At 60.7% G+C, this 21,181-nt stretch carries 13 protein-coding genes, 1 tRNA gene, 2 rRNA genes and 2 pseudogenes (1 of these 18 cut by a window edge); 3 read left to right on the top strand and 15 right to left on the bottom strand.

Annotated elements, in window-relative coordinates; all coding sequences use genetic code 11:
- Positions 1–62: 62 nt before the first annotated feature.
- From ACSQ8R_RS16865 to ACSQ8R_RS16890, 6 genes are all read right to left on the bottom strand, one after another.
- Positions 63–764 carry a dihydrofolate reductase family protein gene (locus tag ACSQ8R_RS16865; protein WP_436254446.1) on the bottom strand — a complete coding sequence of 234 codons (702 nt, stop codon included), beginning with the start codon at positions 762–764 and terminating at the stop codon, positions 63–65.
- 44 nt (positions 765–808) lie between these two features.
- Positions 809–2,080, bottom strand: coding sequence for an MFS transporter (locus ACSQ8R_RS16870; RefSeq protein ID WP_436254447.1), 1,272 nt, complete (start codon positions 2,078–2,080; stop codon positions 809–811).
- A 108-nt stretch (positions 2,081–2,188) separates the two neighbouring features.
- Positions 2,189–2,398: a 2TM domain-containing protein gene (locus ACSQ8R_RS16875; RefSeq protein WP_255761089.1), complete on the bottom strand. Its 210-nt coding sequence runs from the start codon at positions 2,396–2,398 to the stop codon at positions 2,189–2,191.
- Between the two features lie 202 nt (positions 2,399–2,600).
- Positions 2,601–3,359 carry an alpha/beta fold hydrolase gene (locus ACSQ8R_RS16880; protein WP_436254448.1) on the bottom strand — a complete coding sequence of 253 codons (759 nt, stop codon included), beginning with the start codon at positions 3,357–3,359 and terminating at the stop codon, positions 2,601–2,603.
- Positions 3,360–3,451: 92 nt separating this feature from the next.
- Positions 3,452–4,567 carry an SMP-30/gluconolactonase/LRE family protein gene (locus tag ACSQ8R_RS16885; RefSeq protein WP_436254449.1) on the bottom strand — a complete coding sequence of 372 codons (1,116 nt, stop codon included), beginning with the start codon at positions 4,565–4,567 and terminating at the stop codon, positions 3,452–3,454.
- Between the two features lie 148 nt (positions 4,568–4,715).
- Positions 4,716–5,597, bottom strand: coding sequence for a helix-turn-helix domain-containing protein (locus tag ACSQ8R_RS16890; RefSeq protein WP_436254450.1), 882 nt, complete (start codon positions 5,595–5,597; stop codon positions 4,716–4,718).
- A 309-nt stretch (positions 5,598–5,906) separates the two neighbouring features.
- Here ACSQ8R_RS16890 and ACSQ8R_RS16895 point away from each other — a divergent pair, with 309 nt between their 5' ends.
- Entirely contained in the window at positions 5,907–8,753 is a 2,847-nt protein-coding gene (locus tag ACSQ8R_RS16895; protein WP_436254451.1) for an ATP-binding protein, read from the top strand.
- Positions 8,754–8,783: 30 nt separating this feature from the next.
- On the opposite strand, the gene ACSQ8R_RS16900 is transcribed toward ACSQ8R_RS16895, so the two are convergent.
- The 4 genes from ACSQ8R_RS16900 to ACSQ8R_RS16915 form a co-directional block, all read right to left on the bottom strand.
- On the bottom strand, positions 8,784–10,121 hold the full coding sequence (locus tag ACSQ8R_RS16900) for an MFS transporter (protein ID WP_436254452.1): 1,338 nt from the start codon (positions 10,119–10,121) through the stop codon (positions 8,784–8,786).
- Between the two features lie 455 nt (positions 10,122–10,576).
- Positions 10,577–11,935, bottom strand: coding sequence for a sensor domain-containing phosphodiesterase (locus tag ACSQ8R_RS16905; RefSeq protein WP_436254453.1), 1,359 nt, complete (start codon positions 11,933–11,935; stop codon positions 10,577–10,579).
- Positions 11,936–11,941: 6 nt separating this feature from the next.
- A complete protein-coding gene (locus ACSQ8R_RS16910) occupies positions 11,942–12,643 on the bottom strand; it encodes a response regulator transcription factor (protein ID WP_436254454.1) in 702 nt (233 codons plus the stop codon).
- A gap of 5 nt (positions 12,644–12,648) precedes the next feature.
- On the bottom strand, positions 12,649–13,137 hold the full coding sequence (locus ACSQ8R_RS16915; protein ID WP_436254455.1) for a hypothetical protein: 489 nt from the start codon (positions 13,135–13,137) through the stop codon (positions 12,649–12,651).
- A 154-nt stretch (positions 13,138–13,291) separates the two neighbouring features.
- Here ACSQ8R_RS16915 and ACSQ8R_RS16920 point away from each other — a divergent pair, with 154 nt between their 5' ends.
- Entirely contained in the window at positions 13,292–16,066 is a 2,775-nt protein-coding gene (locus ACSQ8R_RS16920; protein WP_436254456.1) for a PAS domain S-box protein, read from the top strand.
- A gap of 109 nt (positions 16,067–16,175) precedes the next feature.
- Here ACSQ8R_RS16920 and ACSQ8R_RS16925 read toward each other — a convergent pair.
- Positions 16,176–17,105, bottom strand: a pseudogene (locus tag ACSQ8R_RS16925) (IS3 family transposase); the annotation flags it as partial.
- A gap of 64 nt (positions 17,106–17,169) precedes the next feature.
- On the opposite strand from ACSQ8R_RS16925, the gene ACSQ8R_RS16930 reads away from it, so the two are divergent.
- Positions 17,170–18,222, top strand: a complete 1,053-nt coding sequence (locus tag ACSQ8R_RS16930; RefSeq protein WP_436251768.1) for an IS110 family transposase — start codon at positions 17,170–17,172, stop codon at positions 18,220–18,222.
- Positions 18,223–18,460: 238 nt separating this feature from the next.
- Here the strand turns inward: ACSQ8R_RS16930 and ACSQ8R_RS16935 are convergent.
- The 4 genes and pseudogenes from ACSQ8R_RS16935 to ACSQ8R_RS16950 all read right to left on the bottom strand — a co-directional run.
- Positions 18,461–18,724, bottom strand: a pseudogene (locus tag ACSQ8R_RS16935) (transposase); the annotation flags it as partial.
- Between the two features lie 165 nt (positions 18,725–18,889).
- Positions 18,890–18,966: transfer RNA gene (locus ACSQ8R_RS16940), tRNA-Met, on the bottom strand.
- Between the two features lie 239 nt (positions 18,967–19,205).
- Positions 19,206–19,320, bottom strand: a 5S ribosomal RNA gene (rrf, locus tag ACSQ8R_RS16945).
- A 243-nt stretch (positions 19,321–19,563) separates the two neighbouring features.
- Positions 19,564–21,181, bottom strand: a 23S ribosomal RNA gene (locus tag ACSQ8R_RS16950) (it continues 1,183 nt past the right edge of the window).

The following is a 21,181-nucleotide window of genomic DNA, read 5'->3' on the forward strand; positions in this document are numbered from 1 at the left end:
TTCCGATCGTCCTTCATGTTGTTGAGGGCGGACATCCGTGGCCCGGCCGGTCCGAACTCAGTCTACTCGATATCCGGTTGCCGCGGGCCGCCTGGCAAAACCCTGTAGCGGATATGCAGCATACCTCCGGCAAGCGGCTTCACCGAAACGAGGCGAAGAAGCCGGGCCTTCCCGAGATTATGGTCAAAGGTCGTCGGCGTGCCTGGCTTGCCGTCGGCGATCGGCAGGATCAGCAGGCTGACGTCGTCGATCAGGTCACCCTTCAGAAAAGCTCCGTTGATCGTGCCGCCCCCTTCCAGCAGAAGAGTTTCGATGCCGAACTCGGCGCGAAGGATGTTCAGCGCCCGATCGAGGTCGAGATCGGCGTCACCGGCAAAGATATATGAAATGCCGTCCCTTCGAAGCTCGGCCAGGTGGTGGTCGGATACGCCGGTGGTCAGGACGGCAATCAGGGCGTCGCCATTTACCCGTTCCCGGTTGAGGTGCAAGCTCCCCGACCTGTCGAGATAGATGGCATAGGGGGCCATTCCGGCGCCGGCCGATTTCCACGTCCGGCGTGGATAGATCTGATCGGTGACGATCGGCCGGGGTTCGCCTTCCGCGAACTCCGCTATGGTCACCGGGCCGACCAGCCATGCGTCGCAGCGCAGGTCCCCATGCAGCGTCTCGTAGGTTTCCTCCGCATCGACCGAATTCGGCCAACCGGCCGCGGTGATCCGGCCATCGATGCTGGACATCATGTGCAAGATGACCTGGGGTCTCATGATCGCTCCGCAAATCAGCTCGTCGCCGGGTGAGGCAGGAACAGTCATGGCAACGACCTTATGCCCGGACGGGCAGGTCGCGCCGCCATCGTCGCCATGAACAGGATCAGTCCCGCCGAGGTCAGGATGAACCCTGCCCAGACGGTCGACAGAAGGCCGAGCCCCGCGCCGATCGTCATGCCGCCCGCCCAGGCGCCGAGCGCGTTGGCGACATTGAGCGACGCGAGGTTCATCGCGCCCATCAGGGTGACGGATTCCGGAGCAAGGCTGGTCAGCCGCACCTGGATCGCCGGGATCGCCGCCATCATGGTTGCTCCGACACCGAACAGTGCCGAAAACAGCACCCAGGGGTTCGAGCCCCAGAAAGCCAGGACGACAAGCACCAGGAGGGCGCATCCATAACCCGCGACAATGCCCCGGCTAGGATGGCTGTCCGCCAACCGCCCGCCATAGAGGTTGCCGGCGGTCATGCCGATCCCGAAGAGCGCCAGAGCCGGCGGTATCGCCTCCGGGCCGAACAGCAGCAGATCCGTCACGAACGGCCCGATAAACGTATAGACGGCGAAGATGCTGGAAATACCCAGCGCGGCGACCGCCATCATCACCCAGACCCGGCCTTTCCGAAGACCGCTCAGTTCATGGGTGACGGATGCGCCATCGAGCTCGGATGTGCGGGGAACGCAAAACCAGATCGAGAGGAAGGAGAACATGCCGAGCGCAGCGACACACAGATAGGTCTCCCGCCAGCCGATGGTTTGCCCCAGAAATGTCGCGAGCGGAGAGCCGAAGATGGTCGCAACGGTCAATCCGGTCATGACGATCGCAAAGGCTTGTCCCGAGCGGTCGGAACCGACGACATGCGACGCAACCACCGCACCCGCACCGAAATAGGCGCCTTGCGGCAGGCCGCATATGAAGCGTGCGACGACGAAGAAATTCAGGTTGGCGGCAATGGCGGAGAGGCCATTGCCGACGATGAAAACGCCGATGAGGAGAAGCAGCAGCGTGCGCCGGTTCAGCCGCGCGGCGGCGAGCGTGAGGACCGGCGCACCCACGACCACGCCGATCGCGTAGGCGGTGATCGCATGGGTCGCCGCCGGCAGGTCGACGTCAAGGCTTGCAGCGAAAAGCTGGATAATCCCCATGCTGGCGAATTCGGTCGTGCCGATGCAGAACGTTCCCAAAGCCAGTGCCAGCAAGGTCAGCCAGCCGGTGCTTGTTCCGGAAGTGAGGGACGTTTCCGGGGTGGCAGGGGAGTTATCGGTGACCGCTCTTGCGGCCGCTTCGATCGCTGCGGGATCGTTTGATACGGACATGCGTCATCCCCTGTTCTGGAAATTGCACCTGGGGGCGGCAACGGCTCGCGGCCGGGCCGGGTGCCCTGACGAACTTGCGGCAATCGGCCTGAAGACCAGCGAAGGATCTCAGGGAGTGCCGGCATTGCGATCGCCGTAGCGGCGGACGGACAGCCAGTGGGCCAGGAGGCCGATGCCCCAGCCCAGCACCACCCAGACGATCCAGTAGGGCGAGCCGGTCAACAGATTGACGATGAGAAGCACGACGATGGCCGGTATGAAGACGACGGCATGGATGCGCAGGCCGAGCTGCCTCTGTTCTGGGCTGGCGTGTTTCATGATGCTCTCCATGATGTTTGATCTGGCGACTTCCCGGAGACGCGATTGCGGATTGCGTCTCCGGGAACGATGACGGCTCCGTACTTTTCCGGAGCCGTCTCTCTACGGCTTGCAGGATAGTCCGATCGAGCGGTCGCGCTCTTTGCGAATATTGCTGTCCCTTTGAGTGGGATTGCTGTTTCCGTTCGGCCGCCGCGGTTGCCTATCGGCTGCCTTCGACGGCCGCCAGGATGGCGTCCGCCACGGCCTGCGGCTGCGACAGCATCGGCACGTGGCTCGATGCGACGTGGACCGTTTTCGCCTTCATCGTCTGCGCGAAGGCCTGCTGCAGGCCCGCCGGGATGATCTGGTCGTTGTCGGAGATGACAAACCAGCTCGGCTTGTGGGTGAAGGCGGCGGACGTCACCTTGCCGTCGAAGGCGCCGGCGAAAAGCGGCGCCTGGGTTGCCGCCAGCAATGCCGCCTCACCGGCTGGAATATCGGGCGCGAAATAACGCGCCATTCCCTTCGCGGACCAGGTGAGCGCGCCCTTGGCGTCCGCGTGGATCTCCTTCGACCATTCCGGCGGCTGGGGTGCTGCCCCGACGATGGCGTTGACCGACTGTCCCGGCGACGGCGCAAAGGCTGCGACATAGACCAGCGCGCGCACCTTCTCCCCGTTGCCGGCCTCGGTAATGACGGCTCCGCCATAGGAATGGCCGACGAGGATAACGCCGCCCTTCTGATCGTCGATCACGCGGCGCGTCGCTGCAACGTCCGCCTCGAACGAAGACAGCGGATTGTGGACGGCAATGACGTCCAGCCCCCGCGCCTGCAGAAGCGGCACCACGCGCGCCCAGCTCGATCCGTTGGCCCAGGCCCCGTGCACCAGTACGATGGCTGGGGCGTCGGCGGCTGAGGAAGGTGAAACAAGCCCGGCCGCGGTGATGGCGGCCGCGGCGGCGACATGCTTGAAAGACATGGCAGTTCTCCTTTGCTGGGTTGGCCGCCGCCGCGGATGCGGCGGGGCGTGCGAAATGTCGCTGGAGAGAATGGACCGGGCGGACGGGCGCCTTATCGGGGCAACCAGCCGATCGCCGGAGCATGCAGGCTGTGGATGTAGAGACGATCGGCCGTTTCGGTCGCTCCGGTGGTCTCGGGATAGGCGCTGCCGGGATCCTGCAGGTCTTCGGTCACGTGGCCCTCCTCGTCGATGGCGAAGACGTGACTGTATAATTCGCCTGTCGGCAGGAAGGATCGCGGCAGCCGCAGCAGTATCTTTCGCAGGAAGGGCCGTTCGGAGAGCGAATCCGCCGCCGGATTGCGCGGCCTGAACAGGCCGACCCAGATACGTCCGTCGCGTCCCCGCATCAGGTTGTCCGGGTAGCCTGGGAGATTGTCGAGCAGCACGCGGGCCTGCGGGGAGCCGCTGCGCACGTCCAGGTCTTTCGCGCTGGTTTCGATCTTCCAGATCCGATAGCGGCCGGTCTCGTTGACGAGCAGGCTCTGCCCGTCGGACGACAGGGCGATCCCGTTGGCGAAGGAGAGACCGTGGCCGACGATGCGCGTGCTGCCGGTCGCCCGGTCAAAGGCAAGCACGCGGCCGGTTGCCGCTTGCTCGATGATGTCGAGCACGCTGGCCTCCAGCGTGCCGCCCCATGCGGCCGGAAGGAAGCGGGCGGAGGACTGGGTGAAATAGACCGTTCCGTCCGGCGAGACGACGATGGAATTGGCATAACCGATCGGATCATCGGCGGTCACGCGATCTGTCAGCAGGCTCACATCTCCATGGGCATCGATGGCAAGCAAGCCTTTCATCGCATCCGCGGCGATCATCCGCCCGTCAGCATCGAAGTCGAAACCAAGAACCCGCCCGCCCGTATTGGCGAAGACCTGCCGGTTGCCGCCATCGGCATCCATGCGCAGCAGATTGCCGCTGGTCATCGCCGCATAGAGCTTGCCGTCCGGTCCGATCGCGATGTGTTCGGGGCCGAATTCGTTTCCGATGCCGATCCGGCGCAGACCGGAGAGGCGCGTATTCACGGCATGGGCGCCGGTGTAGCCGGGCGGTATCGGAGCTGCCCACGACACCGGCTCGGCGGGAACCGGCCAGAAGCACAGATAGGCTGTCGCTCCGACCAAAAGCAGGCCGGCAATACCGGCTGATCTTCGAACAAAAGTCGCGTTCACGTCATGCCTCCGGGCGGGAGCGAATTGCTACGGACACCACGGCCGTTTCTAGACGGTGCGCCGATCCGGGTATTTCGAGATTTTGCGCAGCTATGAACGCATATTGCTGTTCTTTATCCATCCGACGGCGATGCCGGCGCCCGACCGGTCAATAGGAAGGCAATCCGCGATACTGTCGCGGCGTCAGACCTGTTATCCTGCGGAAGGTACGGGCGAAATTGGCCTGCGATCCAAAGCCGGCGTCGAGAGCGATCTCGGCTATCGTCGATTGTCCGGAAGTGAGCATCTTCCTGGCTGCCTGGATCCGTCGTTCGATCACGTAGCGATGCGGCGGAAGTCCGGTCGTTTCGTGGAACAGGCGCGAAAAATGGAAGGGGCTGAGACAGGCTTCGCGCGCAAGATCCTCCAGCGCTATGTCGTCGCCGAGTTTCGCCTCGATGAAATCAAGCACCCGTTTCAACCGCCTCGGATCGAGCGACGGCGCCCGCGCAGGATGTTGCCAGCGATCGACCGTGTAATTGCCGATGAGATGAGCCGCGAGCGTGGTCCGCAGTCCATCCGCGAAGATGCGGTCGATGGGGCTGGGGTCACGGCCAAGAAGACCATGCAGGTTCGCGCCGATCTGCGACAGGGTTGAATCGCTGAAGCCGCCTGCATACGCCAATTGCGTCTTGTCCGGGTCGATCCCGTAATCGGCGAGTGCGCTCTCGTCGAGCAGCCTGGATGGCAGGAAAATGAGAAGGCATTCGACCGCACCGTCCAGCTCGAGCAACGTCTCATGCGTGCCGGCCGGCACCAGCCAGCTCGTCCCGGGCCGTGCGATGCCCTCCTGCATCTGCCCGTCGCCCCTGCGCCGCACCTTCGCACGGCCTGACAGGATGTGGACGAGCTCGGTGCATTCCGGCCGCACACAGTTCTGGCTGCCGGGCCCGATAAGCCTGCGCTCGACGCGCAGCCCCTCCCATTCGGCCGCGTCGCCGACGAGCGTGCTGAGCTGATATTTTCGATCCCCGTGAGTGAGCAGCGGCATTCGGTCGTCTCCGGATTGAAGTCTCGACCGTTTCGGCAAACCGCAGCCAAGCCGACAGGGATCCCCGCCCTTTGGACGGAGTTCACCTGTGACGGCAAAGGCGACGGGCTGCCGAATGGCGGGCTTTGAAGAATAGGAAGATTATTGCCCGACCAGCGCCGTTCGGCGAGTTAAATCCGGTTAAAACACGTCAGCATCGGCTGGCTTCCGGGCACCCCGGCGTTTTCTTGCGCCGCGCTTTTGTTTCCGCTGGAGGCCGCTCCATGCTATTACGCCGCAGAAACGCGGATCGGGAATGGAGGGGATGTGATGAGCGATGTCGCACCGCGGTCATTCGTCTTTGGCCCGTTCCTGCTGCTGCCCGAACGCCAATTGCTGATGCGTGACGAGACCCCTGTCCGCATCGGAGGGCGGGCCCTCGATATCCTCACCATGCTGGTCGAACGGCCCGGGGACGTCGTCGGCAAGCGCGAGCTGATGTCCCGCGTCTGGCCGGACACGATCGTCGAGGAAGGCAATCTCAAGGTCAACATGGCCGCTCTCAGGCGAGCGCTTGAAGAGGGACCGGACACGATACAGTACATCGCCACTGTCGTTGGCCGCGGCTATCGTTTCACCGCTCCGGTCCAATATTCCGGATCGGCCCCTCTCCCGCCCAACACCGAAACGGTGGCACCGCGCAACCACAACCTTCCGACGGCCACCACTCGCATTGTCGGGCGCCAGGATGCCATCAACGCGACACTGGGGGAGTTGCAGGACGCGCGGATGGTTTCGATCGTGGGCGCCGGCGGGATCGGCAAGACGACCGTGGCTCTCGCCGTCGCCCAGCAGACCGTCGGATTGACCCGGGACGGGGTCTGGCTGGTCGATCTGTCCCCGCTCAAGGATCCGGCGCTCATCCCCAACGTGATCGCCACCGCCATCGGCCTCGCCGCGCATTCCGCCAACATGCTGGCGGCTCTCAGCGGATTTCTGCGCGACCGCGAGATGCTGCTTGTATTCGACAGCTGCGAACATATCATCGAATCCGCCGCCGCAAGTATCGACCGTATCCTGACGGAGGCGCCCGGCATCAGGATTTTGGCGACCAGCCGCGAACCTCTTCGGGTGAAAGGCGAGCGGGTTCGCAGATTGCCCGGATTGGCGACGCCATCCGAGACAAGAGGACTTAGGGCGGACACCGCCTTGGCTTTCCCGGCTGTCCAGCTTTTCGTCGATCGGGCGACCGACAGGCTCGAATCCTTCGATTTCGGCGATGCCGATGCTCCGCTCGTCGCGGAGATCTGCCGCAAGCTCGACGGGCTTGCGCTCGCCATCGAATTGGCGGCCACCCGCGTCGATGCCTTCGGCATTGCCGAACTGCTCAAGCAACTCGACGATCGTTTCCGGCTGCTGCAGGGACACCGGGGCGGCATCGAACGCCATCGAACGCTCACCGCGACGATCGACTGGAGTTATGATCTTCTCTCCGAGAGCGAGCGCGCGATCATGCGGCGGGTGGCCATCTTCGCCGGCCTCTTCAGCCTCAATTCGGCCTGCACCGTCGCCGCCGATGCGCAGATCGATCGTGTCCTGGTGATAGACGGCATCGCCAGCCTGGTCGCCAAGTCGCTGCTGACCGCCGAAGTGCACGACATGGAGGTCGAGTATCGAATGCTCGATACCACCCGCGCCTATGCGCTTGAAAAACTTGCGACGAGCCATGAGCTCGATGGCGCAAGGCAGCGCCACGCGGAACATTGCCTCGAACTCGTCGGGCTGGCGAAAGCCGATGTGGATCGACTGCCACGGATCGATTGGCTCGCCCGTTACGGCCCGAAGACCGATGATATCCGTGATGCATTGCGCTGGGCCTTCACCGGTTCCGCCGCGGCGCTCGGCGTGCGGCTCACGGTGGCGGCCATTCCGTTCGGCAAGCAGATGTCGCTGGTCGAAGAATGCCGGATGGCCGTCGAACGGGCGCTCGACGATCGCTTTCACGCACATCGCAGCATACGGGACGACCTGATCCTCAACCTCACGCTTGGCGCGACGCTCCTGCACACGCGTGGCCCGTTGGTGCAGGTGAAGGTGTCCCTGGGCAAGGCGTTGGAGATCGCCGAGATGCTGGGCGACATCGACTTACAACTGGAATGTCTGCGGGGACTTTCGGAATACGAATTGTGGACGGGCGACTCCCATGCGGCAATAGCGCTTGCCGAGAAGATCCGCGCCATCTCCGAAGAAGACGGAGCCGCCAGCGCCGAAGCCGATGCCCAGGCCGGATCAGCCTTGTCCTGGCTCGGAGCCCTCGCCGCATCCCGGCATCGTCTCGAGAGCATCGTCCGTCAACCAGTCAGTCGCAACCTGCGCCCGGATGTAGCCCGCTTTGAATTCGACCAGCGGCTGACGGCCCGCGGCGCATTAGCGACCGTCCAATGGCTGCAAGGCTTTCCGGACCAGGCCCTGGAGACGGCGCGACGCCAACTCGAGGAAGCCGAGGCGTCCAACTATGCGGTTTCGCTCTGCTACGCCCTCCTGCACGGTTCCGTCATCGTTGCGCTCTATCTCCGCGACTATGAGGCCGCATACCGGTATCTCGAACGTGGCGTGGAGCATGCGACCAGACACGGCCTGACGATCTGGCGCGCCATGGCGGTCGGTCCGCGCTACCGATTGAACCTCTACACCAACCATCCCGTCGATCTCGCCGCTTTTCGCGAGACATTGACCGAAGTCCGCGAGGGCGGCTTCCGCATGCGCTATCCCAATTACCTTACTAATTATGGCGAAGCACTCGCCCGGCAGGGTGATGTCGAAGGCGGTCTTGCCTGTATCGACGACGCGATCACGCTCTCCGAAAGCCGCGGACAGATCGTCGGCATCCCCGAGATGCTGCGGATCAAGGGGAATGTCATTCGTTTCCAGGACCCGCAAGGACAGGACAAGGCGACCGATTGTTATCGTCGTTCGATCGAACTCGCGCGCCGCGACGGGGCGCTTTCCTGGGAGCTGCGTTCCGCGATCAGCCTCGTGAAGCTTTGGCGCGAGAGAGGCGGCAACGATGAGGCCGAGGACATGCTCGCATCGACTTACGGTCGGTTCGACGAAGGGTTTTCGACCGGCGATCTGAGGCGTGCACGCGCGCTGATCGACACCCGCATCGCTCGGTAGGAGCGCGGAACGCCTCTGTCGCTCCGCCTCTTATGACTTCGCAGCTTGCGATCTCAAGGCGACAAGGCCGATCCGGATCGGCGGCCAGATCACGGCGAAGGCCAGAAGAGCGGCAAACAGGCCGACCGTGCCCATCGCCAGCTGAAGCGCTTTTCCGCCGCCGAATGCATGTTCAGCCACCACGGGCACGAGGGTCGGCCCCAGGCCGATCCCGATCAATCCGATGAAGGTCAACGACAGGGCGATCGTCGTCGCGCGCATCTCGCTTGGCACGCTTTCCTGCATCACGACGTGGCCGATGACATAGCCGCCGATCGACCCGAATGCCCATATGCCCAGCGCCAGGGCGGCCTGTGGCCCCGTGCCGGCAAAAAAGACCATCGAAGCCCCGGCAATCGTCAGCAAATAGCAGCCCAGCAGCAACACGACGCGCGTCTCAACGCCCCAGCGCCGCGCAAACCAATCGGAGAGCGCCCCTCCCGCCACGGCTGCGGTCGCCCCGCTGAGGGAGACCGCCAGCGCAAGATAGCTTCCCACCTCCATCGAGGTCATGCCGTAGGAACGCTGCAACAGCGTCGGCATCCAGGCAAAAAGTCCGTTGTCGCCGATCGCCAGGACACCTTTGACGAGGCAGACGCGCAAAACCGTTCCCCTGTCCGCGATCAGGTGCTGAAAAACGCTCCGGAGCGGGAGCAGACCGGAACTGTTGCGTCGCGCCGGCTCGGGGATCGAGATGAGAAAAGGCAGCAGGACAATGCCCGGGAGACCGACCAGCACCATCAGCTGCCGCCATGGCGCCAGTTCCCCGATCAGGGGAGCATGGGTAAACCATCCCGCGTCGATCCAGCGGAGAAGCAGCCCGCCGATGAGGAGTGCGCCGCCAGCGCCGAACGTGGCTCCGAGCGAAAAGAACCCGAGCGCCGTCCCTCGACGGCGCGGCGAGAAAAAATCGATGATCAGCGAAGATGCCGCCGGCACCAGCGCCGCCTCTCCCAGCCCCACCGCAATCCGGGCACCGAAGAAGCTCCCGAAACCGGAGGACAACCCGCAGCCGATCGTCGCGGCCGACCACAACAGGACGCCGCCCGCAATGAGGTTCCGGCGATTGACGGAATCCGCCAGCCTTCCGCAGGGAAGACCGGCAAGAGCGAATATGATGGCAAAGCCGGCGCCCTGCAGCAGGCTGATTTCGATATCCGTCAGCTCGAGGTCGTTCCTGATCGGATCGACCACGAGATTGATGATCAGCCGATCGGTGTAGGAGACTAGAAGAGCCACACACAGGACGGTTACGGCGTACCAGCCGACTGCCAGCGACAACGGCGGGCCCGACGGCGGTCTGCTGCAGGATGCGGGCGAATTGACCATGGCCCAGCGCTCCAAATCCTTGAGGTCATGAATGGAGCCGGAGTGCCCCTATAGCACCTGATGGCTGAAGATCGCCTGTTTCACGCTAAGAATTTTTCACACGGAGACGTTGATAGCAAGAGAATGGACTACCATGGAGCCAAGTGACATCAGAATACAGCAAGTTAGATCAAAAGAGAGCAATATCCGCTGAGCCTAGACTTCAAACATCGGCCCACATGCGAACTGATATCGTGCCTTTGCCAAAAGGTCGGCCGCTCGTCGCAATGAAGTATGAAAATCAACGGACAAGAGCGAAAGGGCATACCTGCTCGGGAACACCCTCTGCTTGCCCGGGCCGAAGCTCGGAGCGCTGCTACTTCATCAATGAGATGCTGAAGACGGACGCAGGCAGGAGCGGTGAAGCAACAGCACCTCGTATCAAATGTGTGGGGAGGCGACCGTATTCCCGTCCATTAGCCGGGAAAAAACTGTAAATCAGATACGCTGGCAGGCCGGCCGAAAAGGAAACCCTGGCCATAGGGGCAGCCGAGCTCTTGTAGTGCGCGGAGTTCTCCCACGGTTTCCACACCCTCAGCTACGACCTGCTTTCCAAGTGCCTTTGCCATATCGATGATGGCCTTCACAATTGCATGGTCGGCACTTGAGCCGATCATCGCACGCACAAAGGAAGCGTCGATCTTGATTTGGTCATAGGCAAACTCCTTCAAATGCACGAGTGAGGCGAAGCCGGTACCGAAATCGTCAAAAGCAACGATAAACCCGGCCGCACGCAGCGCCTCAAGCTGCCGCCCGATATCGCCACCCCTCTCTGTCAGCATGACACCTTCCGTGACCTCGATCTGTATACGACGGGGTGAAAGTCCTGCAGACCGCGCTGCGTCAAGGACTTCGTCGACAAGGCAAGGATGACCGGGCAACTCGATAAACTCTGCGGACGACACGTTGATCGCGATGTGCCCGAAATCGACACCGGCCTCCTCCCACGCCTTGGCTTGTGCGACAGCGCACCGCAACACATGGCTGCCTATACGCCTGGATAATATGGGCTGGTCGAAAGCCGCGGAAAAGGCTGCGGGACCGATTGCCGATCCATCGGCTTTCTGAAGCCGCAACAGAGCCTCGAAACCAATGCGCCTTCCCGTATCGAGCGCAATCTTGGGCTGATAGTGGAGCACGAAAAGATCGTTCGCGAGCGCCTCCTCTGCAAGCGCAAGCGCCGCTTTGTCGGCATTTGCCCGATCCAGCCGGCCAGAGTCGATCCGCGACAACAGATAGCGGTCTTCAGATTGCAGAAGACGTTCCACGGCGCAGCGCGCCAGCCGATCTAGCAAGCCACGCACCTCGGCTCCAAGGCGCCTGGGCGCCCGATCGAGAACGCAGAGCGAGCCGAGCCGAAGCCCCGGTTCTATTTCCAGCGGTACGCCGGCGTAGAAGCGGATCCTGTCACTTCCGATGACGAAAGGATTATCGACGAAGCGGACGTCGCGAAGAGCGTCCGGTACGACGAAAAGCTTCGACGATCGAATTGTGTAGTCGCAGAAGGCGTCCGCTCTGGAAGAACCTTCCCCTCCGATACCCCGTTTCGACTTGAACCACTGACGTTCGCCATCAAGCAATGTGATGAGGCCGATCGGCGTGCCGGCCGCGAGGCAGGCTGCATCAACCAGCGCATCGAGCACCGGATCCGGACCGGTTGAAACGATCGCCAATTCACTCAGGCGTTTGAGGCGTGCCACCTCATCCGGCGACGATTTTTCAGATCCGGCAACCGTCCCCGCGCAAATCGCTGCACTACCCGCTGACTGAAGCATAGGACTTCAACTCTCATTGTTCGGAACACTGTTCAGGCGATATCCCACGCCGCGGATCGTCTTGATGGCGTCACCGCTCGCGGCGTCCAGCTCCAAAAGTTTACCGCGAAGCCGGTTTATGTAGACGTCGATCGTCTTGTCGCGCGGGTCGTGTTCGCGAAACAGCGCCTGTCGCGCAATAGACGATTTGGGACAATCTTCACCTGCGCTGTCGTAGAGAACGCGCAGTATCCTTCCTTCGAGGGCCGTGAGCGACTGGCTGGCGCCCGCGAAATCCATCGATAGACGCCCGATATCACAATCGACATTGCCGATCCTGAACGAAACACTCTGCCGCAGAGCCCCGCGACCCAGTCGTGCCTCGCAGAGGCGATGTACGCGGGCCCGCAGTTCTTTCACGCTAAATGGCTTCATCACATAGTCGTCTGCGCCGACACTGATGGCGTCTGCCCGACTATCGGCATCTCCAGCGCCCGAGATCATGATGATCGGGACATCGGAGCGCAGGCGCGCTTCGCGAAGCAGTTCCAGTCCGCTCCCGTCCGTCAGGTTGATATCGATGAGAATGCAGTCATAGGCGGCGATTTCGTTCGAATGAATGAAGCGGCTCGCTTGCTTCGCGGTTGCCAGGCAATCGAGCCTGTCGCGGGAATCCGACCAGCTCAGTCGCAACATTTCAACGACGTCTCGCTGATCTTCGATGATCATTATATTCATGGTCTTTTCGATAGCTTGGTAGTTTGGCCCAAGCCTCCTTCCCGAGCGCCATACGGCGGAGGTGGCGGGCGCAGCGTTGGCTGCACGTTTTCACTCGTTGATATGGTTGCTGGGCTATGGCTTTCCAAGGTCGAAAACGGGGAGCTCTTGCGTGCCAGCCGATTGACGAACTCCGGCCTCAATTGCTTGACGAAGCAAAGATGCAGGAACCCCGGATCGCGCTGAACGACAATACTGCCGATAACCAGGTCAAACCGACCGAAAACGAGATAAAGGTGATCCGGTACCTGCGACTTTTCTATGCGTACCGTCGCCCCACCCTCGCTGATTTCTACGATGAGGCAGCGAACGATTTGCGCCTTGCGCATCCATTTCCCGGTGAAGAGCAAATTGCAGAAAAGCGTGACACTGCGGCGGTACCAGTTACGGCTGAAGTACTCCGACTCGACGCGACTGAGATAGGTCGTTCTCTTTGCAGGCTTCACAGGATGACCTCGATGCTTGGCGATCCCTTCATCCGTCGGAGATGGGAAACATGGCCGTTGATGGCGTCGATTAGATCGGCACACCCTTAAGCGACCGCCGCGCCAAATTTAAAAAAGGTTAAAAGGGCGCGATCTCTCATGGATTACGGCGCTCGTGGAGATTATCGAGAAGTTGAAATCAACCACGCTGAGGAAGACGTACAACATGCGACGTGGAAACGTAATCGCTCGCAAAGGCTTGCTCGCTCTCGTGAGCAGCCTCAGAGGCGCATTGGATCGGTTTTCTGCTCGGCTAGTCGTCTCGCGGGAGGAGGCCGGCCGCCGGCCGCAAGATTTCTACGGAAACCAGGCGCTTCTCGAAATCGCCGGCAAAACCGCGAAGCTCGGCGGATGGGTGGTGCACCTGCCGGACCGGAGAATTGAATGGTCGGATGAGACCTCCGCAATTCACGAGAGACAAAGGGGCGAAACAGTAACCCTCGAGGAGGGGTTAGGCTATTTTGCGCCGGAATGGCGAGAAACGATCACTAGTCACTTCGAGGCCTGCGTTGCGACCGGGCTACCCTTCGATCTCGAGGTGGAGATCATCGCCGGCACAGGCCGTCGAAAATGGGTTCGCGCGATCGGCGTGGCGATCCGCGATGACCAGGGCCAAATCGCACGCATCCAGGGTGCCCTCCAGGATATCGACGAGGGCAAACGACTGGAAAATACGGCCAGGGACCTCGAGCGGCGTTTCGCCGAGTCGATGGAGAACATCAGCGATGCCTTTTTTCAGGTCGATACTGATTGGCGCTTCACCTACCTTAACCATCAGGCCGAACGACTGCTTGAGCGCTCTCGTTCGAGGCTTCTGGGCCGCCTGATCTGGCAGGAGTTTCCAGAGGCTTCTTCGGGGATTATCCGGCAACACTACGAGCGCGCCGTCAGGGAGAGCAAAACGGTCGATTTCGAAGTATTTTATGAGTCCCTTGACGCATGGTTTTCCGTCACCGCCTATCCCGGCCCCACGGGACTGACGGTCTATTTCCGCGACGTCACGAAACGGCACGCAGCCGATCAGCACTTGCACCTGCTGGAAATGGCGATCTCGAGAATCGAGGATTTCGTTATGATAACGAAGGCCGCATCGCAGCCCGGGGACGGGCAAACGATCGTGTACGTCAACGACGCCTTCGTCAGGATCACCGGCTATTCACCGCACGACGCGCTCGGCCGCTCCCCCGGCTTCCTGCAGGGGCCGCGGACCGACGCTGGAGCAATTGAAGAGATCAATCACGCAATCGCATTGCCGAAGGCGATCCGGGCCGAACTTCTCAACTACGCCAAGGACGGTCGCGAATACTGGGCGGACATGAGCATCTCGCCCATTTTCGGCTCCGACGGATTGGCGAGCCATTTCGTCGCAACCGGTCGCGACATCACCGACAGAAAGCGAGCGGAGGAACAGCTGGCCGAAAGCGAGGAACGTTTCGCAATCGTCGCCATGATGACGACGGACGCGATTTGGGATTGGGACATTGCGACCGGCCATGTGCAATGGAACAGCAACATCGCTTCCGTCTTCGGGCATGACGACTTGCCGGTCGAGGGCGGAGTACAGGAATGGGAAGCCAACATACATCCGGACGACCGCGCACGTGTCGTGTCGAGCGTGCTTGCCGCGATCAATGGGGAGGCGGAAACCTGGGCCGAAGAGTTCCGCTTCCGCCGCGGAACGGGTACCTATGCCGAGGTCCTCGATCAGGGTCACATCATCCGCAATGCCGCAGGAAAGGCAACCCGGATGGTAGGTGGTCTCCGCGACATCACCGAGACGCGACTGAACGAGGCAAAACGGCTTCAGGCGCAGCGGCTGGAAGCCATAGGCCAACTGACGGGCGGGGTCGCCCATGACTTCAACAACCTGCTGACGGTCATCATCGGGACGGCGGAGACTTTGGCCGACGAGGTTGCCGATCCGAGACTTTCTGCGATAGCGCAGCTAAACCACAAAGCCTCGCGGCAGGGTGCCGCCCTCACACGCCAACTTCTCTCCTTTGCCGGGCGGCAACCTCTTGAACCGGCGGCCTTGAATATCAACAGTTCCATACTGGCCATGGAGCGATTGCTATCGACTGCACTTGGGGAAACGATCATCCTGCAGCTCGAACTCAATCCGGCGGCGGGTCACATCAGAGCGGACGCAGCGAAACTGGAAGCGTCTGTCATGAACCTGTGCATCAACGCCCGCGACGCAATGCCCACCGGCGGCAGGCTGACAATCTCGACGGCGCAAAGCGGCAAAGACGCATTGATCCGGATCTCGGACAATGGCTTTGGGATGAATGCGGAAACGCGCGCAAAGGCGTTCGAGCCATTCTTCACCACAAAGCCCTTCGGCAAGGGCAGTGGCCTAGGCCTCAGCGTGGTATACGGTTTTGTGCGGCAATCGGAGGGCCGGATCGAAATAGAATCGGAGCCAGGCAAAGGAACGGCCGTCTCCCTGTATTTTCCCCGACTGACGCCGACGGAACTACCTGCCGATACCTCTTCGAATGTTCTGCCGGATGGTGGCAGCGAGCATATTCTCGTGGTCGAGGATGACCCGATGGTTCGAGAATTTGCCGCCGCAACACTTGTCTCTCTCGGCTATTCCGTCACAAGCGCGGCCGATGCAACGGAAGCGTTGCAGATACTGAAAACGGACGGTTCATTCGATTTGGTTTTCTCGGACGTGGTCATGCCCGGCCCAATTGACGGCCACGCCATGGCGGGCAAGATCGTGGCGCAGTATCCGAACCTCCCGGTAGTCCTGACGACCGGCTACGCGGATATCGAACGCATCGGCACCACATCGCGATTCCGGCCGCTTGCAAAGCCCTATACACGACGGCAGGTTGCGGAGGCCCTGCGGGAAGCTATCGACGCTTCGCGCGACAATCGATGAGCTCTTGCGTCGCTCCTGATCGAACGACGCACCTTTCCGCACCCAGCGGCCAGACCGCCCCGTCTGGGTCGCCTCCCTTGACGTGCCGTAGTGACCTGCCATGGAACTTTCATCCAGCGGCGACTAGAGCCCCGGCGGTTTTGAATACGCCAAGTGGCGCGGTGTGAGCAACCGGCGGAAACGCGTAGCCTTCATCTTGCGTAGCGTTGGAGCCGGTTGCGGCGATGGTCCCGGCAAAATCTGCCGGGGTTTGGTATCCGAGCGAGGAGTGCGGCCGGAAATGGTTGTAGTCGTCCGCCCATTCAGCAATGGCGCTGCGGGCATGATCGAGGCCGAAGAACAGGCTTTCGTTGAGCAGCTCGTCGCGCATGCGCCCGTTGAAACTCTCGACATAGCCATTCTGCATCGGCTTTCCTGGCGCGATGTAGTGCCATTCGACCTTGTGATCTTTCGACCAGGCGAGGATGGCATTCGACGTGAGTTCGGTGCCGTTGTCGGAGACAATCATTCCTGGCTTGCCGCGTCGTTCGATCAGCGTCGTCAGTTCTCGGGCGACCCGCCGACCAGAGATAGACGTGTCCGGGATCGCTGCCAGGCATTCGCGCGTCACATCATCGACAATGTTGAGCACGCGAAAGCGTCTGCCGCAGGCAAACTGGTCATGCACGAAGTCCAGCGACCAGCGGGCATTGGCCTTCGCCTCGACCAGGATCGGCGCACGCGTGCCGACGGCACGCCGCCTGGCTTTCCGCTTGCGGACGGAAAGACCTTCCTCGCGATAGAGCCGGTAGATGCGATTGACGCCAGACCGCTCTCCGTCCCGCCGGAGCAGGATGAACAACCTTCTATAACCGAAGCGCCGTCGTTCATTGGCCAAGTCGCGCAGCTTTGCTCGCAGCGCCACCTCCGGCGGTCGGCACGACCGGTAGCGGATCATCTTGCGGTCAGCAGATATGATCTGGCAGGCCCGCCGTTCCGAAAGACCCATCACGGCCTTCAGATGCGTGACGGCGTCACGCTTGGCGGCAGGCCCTACCATTAATGGGATGGTCCGCCTCGTCCTCCTGCCGCATCATGAGGCTTTCAAACTGAAGGAGGTTGCAATGCCACAGCGCAATGTGCCGCGCCCAGCGGCTGTCTACGGAATTGATATCGGCAAGAACATATTCCACGTCGTCGGTCTCAGAAGCGATGGCGTGCCCGTCCAGAAGGTTCGGTTCCGACGCGACACACTGCTGCAGTTCTTCGAACGAGCGGCGCCGGCGATCGTGGGGATGGAATCGTGCGCGGGATCTCAGTGGATCGCCAGGAAGATACAGGCTCTCGGGCATAGGGTACGCTTGATCCCCGCACAGTTTGTGAAGCCCTACGTCAAATCGAACAAGTCCGATATCATCGATGCGGAGGCGATCGCTGAGGCGGCGACCCGACCAACGATGCGGTTTGCAGCACTCAAAAGCGAAGAACAAGCCGATCTTCAGGCTTTGCACCGGGTGCGGGATCAGATGATCGGCACAAGGACACGCCTGATCAATCAAATGCGAGCATTCTGCCTCGAATACGGGATCGCCCTGCGGCAAGGCGCGGGCCTGTTCAAGCTCGACCTGCCGCAAGTTATCGAGGACCGGTCAAACGACCTTTCGTCGGCGATGCGTAAGCTGCTTGCAGATTTGTTCACCGATCTAGGCCAGTTGGAACGACGCATCGGCGACGTCACACGCGAGATCGAAGCTGTAGCCAGTCGAGAGGATGCCGCAAGACGGCTCATGACGATCCCTGGGATCGGAGCGTTGGGGGCAACTGCGCTCCTGGCTGCCATTGGAAACGGCCGGCAATTCCAGAAAGCTCGCGATCTGGCAGCGTGGCTTGGCCTTGTGCCACGGGAATACTCGACCGGAGGAAAGCAGAAGCTTCTCGGCATCAGCAAGCGGGGGAACCGCTATGTGCGCAAGCTCCTCGTACATGGAGCACGATCCTGCTTTCGGCACCTCGACCGAACACGAGATCGATTGGGGAACTGGCTGGATGGCCTTCAGGCTCGGATGCACCCCAACAAAGCTGTCGTCGCACTTGCCGCTAAAATGGCCCGGATCGTCTGGGTCGTCCTGACCAGGCCTGGAGCGCTCTACGAACGCAGAGACCCTGCCTTCACCTGAGGATCCAAGCTCGATTGCAAGGCTCGGGAATAGTGATGACGAAACAGTGGATCAACATGCCGTAAGCCCTGTGCAAAAAAGCGGGCTTCGTGCCTGGACCATTTATTGGGAACGGCGTGTGCGGATCTCATCATGGCCTGGCTGCAACCGCAGTCCACTCGCGAGAGGCCGGATACATTTATGCAACTGGAATCGTCATTTGCGATGTCGCGAACTCTTGCACGGACGAGGCGGACCATACATTTTTTGCAAGAAGCTCGCGCAGTGCGGCTGCATCCAGCATCTGTTCGGCCAGCAGCTTCTTCAGCCTCGCGTTCTCGTCCTCAAGCGCCTTCAGCCGCTTCGCCTCGGAGACCTCCATGCCGCCGTATTTGGCTTTCCAATTATAAAACGTCGCTTCTGAAATTCCGTGCTTGCGGCAGAGATCGGCCGCTTTCGCTCCTGCCTCCTGCTCCTTCAACACCGCAATAATCTGCTCTTCCGTAAATCGCTGCTTCTTCATTCGTCCGTCCTTTTATGGGCCGGACTCTAATCCATTCTGGAGGAAATTACCCGTGGCAGGTCACAAAGCCCCTGTCCGGCTGTGGTTCCTTCTATCGCCGGTGGGGCTAAAACGACTTCGGCCTCCCGTGGGAGGCCGACAAGTCATTGGCATTCATGAAGTTTTTGGTTGCGGGGGCAGGATTTGAACCTGCGGCCTTCAGGTTATGAGCCTGACGAGCTACCGGGCTGCTCCACCCCGCGCCAAGCGCAAACCTCTTGGAGGTTTGTCGCGACTGCTTCACAGGGAAGCTGTGAAGCGTATTGCCGGAGCAAATAGCCGAAGGCGATTTGTCTCCTGTAAGGGGCGCACCGGAACAAGATCGGTGAGCCATCCTCTTATTTGGTGTTCAGCAAAGCAGAAAGGCCGCTTTGCGAGCGGCCCTTGGGATCGGCCAGGGGCCGTTAGTTTTCGAGTTGAGAAGATATGTTGCGTTTTGCAGACCTGGCAGCGACCTACTCTCCCGCGTCTTGAGACGGAGTACCATTGGCGCAGGGGCGTTTCACGGCCGTGTTCGGAATGGGAACGGGTGCGGCCGCCCCGCAATGACCACCAGGTCAGCGAAGCGCAACATTTGAGAAGCTGGTTGAGGCGAACCTCATTTTTAGTCTTTGAACACGTCTTTAAACCTTTTGAGACCTGAAGGATGCTTTTGGCACCCATACAGGCCAGCGGCCGTCGCCTTTCGGTTTTTGCCTTCAGGCAAAATACCGTTTGGCGGGCCGTCCGCAGCGCCTTCGGCGCGTCAGGACAAAGGTCTGATGCCATCAAGCTTTGCTTGATGAGCATGAACAATGAGAACGATCAAGCCAATCGGGCTATTAGTACCGGTAAGCTTCATGCATTGCTGCACGTCCACACCCGGCCTATCAACGTGGTCGTCTTCCACGGCCCTGATAGGGAACACTCGTTTTCAGGTTGGTTTCCCGCTTAGATGCCTTCAGCGGTTATCCATTCCATATATAGCTACCCTGCTATGCCCTTGGCAGGACAACAGGTCCACCAGAGATATGTCCATCCCGGTCCTCTCGTACTAGGGACAGATCCTGTCAATATTCCTACACCCACGGCAGATAGGGACCGAACTGTCTCACGACGTTCTGAACCCAGCTCACGTACCGCTTTAATTGGCGAACAGCCAAACCCTTGGGACCTGCTCCAGCCCCAGGATGCGATGAGCCGACATCGAGGTGCCAAACAACCCCGTCGATATGGACTCTTGGGGGTCATCAGCCTGTTATCCCCGGCGTACCTTTTATCCGTTGAGCGATGGCCCTTCCACGCGGGACCACCGGATCACTATGACCGACTTTCGTCTCTGCTCGACTTGTCAGTCTCGCAGTCAGGCGGGCTTATGCCATTGCACTCGACGACCGATTTCCGACCGGTCTGAGCCCACCATCGCGCGCCTCCGTTACTCTTTCGGAGGCGACCGCCCCAGTCAAACTACCCACCATACACTGTCCCGGATCCGGATGACGGACCGCGGTTAGACATCCATGACGATAAGGGTGGTATTTCAAGGATGGCTCCACGAAGACTGGCGTCCCCGCTTCAAAGCCTACCACCTATCCTACACATGCCGACACGAATGCCAGTGTAAAGCTATAGTAAAGGTGCACGGGGTCTTTCCGTCTAACCGCAGGAACCCCGCATCTTCACGGGGAATTCAATTTCACTGAGTCTATGTTGGAGACAGCGGGGAAGTCGTTACGCCATTCGTGCAGGTCGGAACTTACCCGACAAGGAATTTCGCTACCTTAGGACCGTTATAGTTACGGCCGCCGTTTACTGGGGCTTCGATTCAAAGCTTGCACCTCTCCTCTTAACCTTCCAGCACCGGGCAGGCGTCAGACCCTATACGTCGTCTTTAGACTTCGCAGAGCCCTGTGTTTTTGATAAACAGTCGCTACCCCCTGGTCTGTGCCACCCCAATATGGTTGCCCAAATTGGGGTCACGCTTCTTCCGAAGTTACGCGTGCAATTTGCCGAGTTCCTTCAACATAGTTCTCTCAAGCGCCTTGGTATACTCTACCTGACCACCTGTGTCGGTTTCGGGTACGGTCTATAATGGTGGAGCTATTTCCTGGAACCGCCCCACTGCCCAACCAATCCAATAAGGTTGAACAATTTTTGCGATCCGTCACTACCACCAGGCCCACGAATATTAACGTGGTTCCCATCACCTACGCATTTCTGCCTCGGCTTAGGGGCCGGCTAACCCTGCTCAGATTAACTTTAAGCAGGAACCCTTGGTCTTTCGGCGAGAGGGTCTCTCACCCTCTTTATCGTTACTCATGTCAACATTCGCACTTCCGATATCTCCAGAGGCCCTCACGGGTCCTCCTTCACAGACTTACGGAACGCTCCGCTACCACGTGCGACAAGTCGCACATCCTCAGCTTCGGTGCATGGCTT

Source organism: Neorhizobium sp. LjRoot104 (assembly GCF_964253725.1).
GTDB lineage: Bacteria > Pseudomonadota > Alphaproteobacteria > Rhizobiales > Rhizobiaceae > Neorhizobium.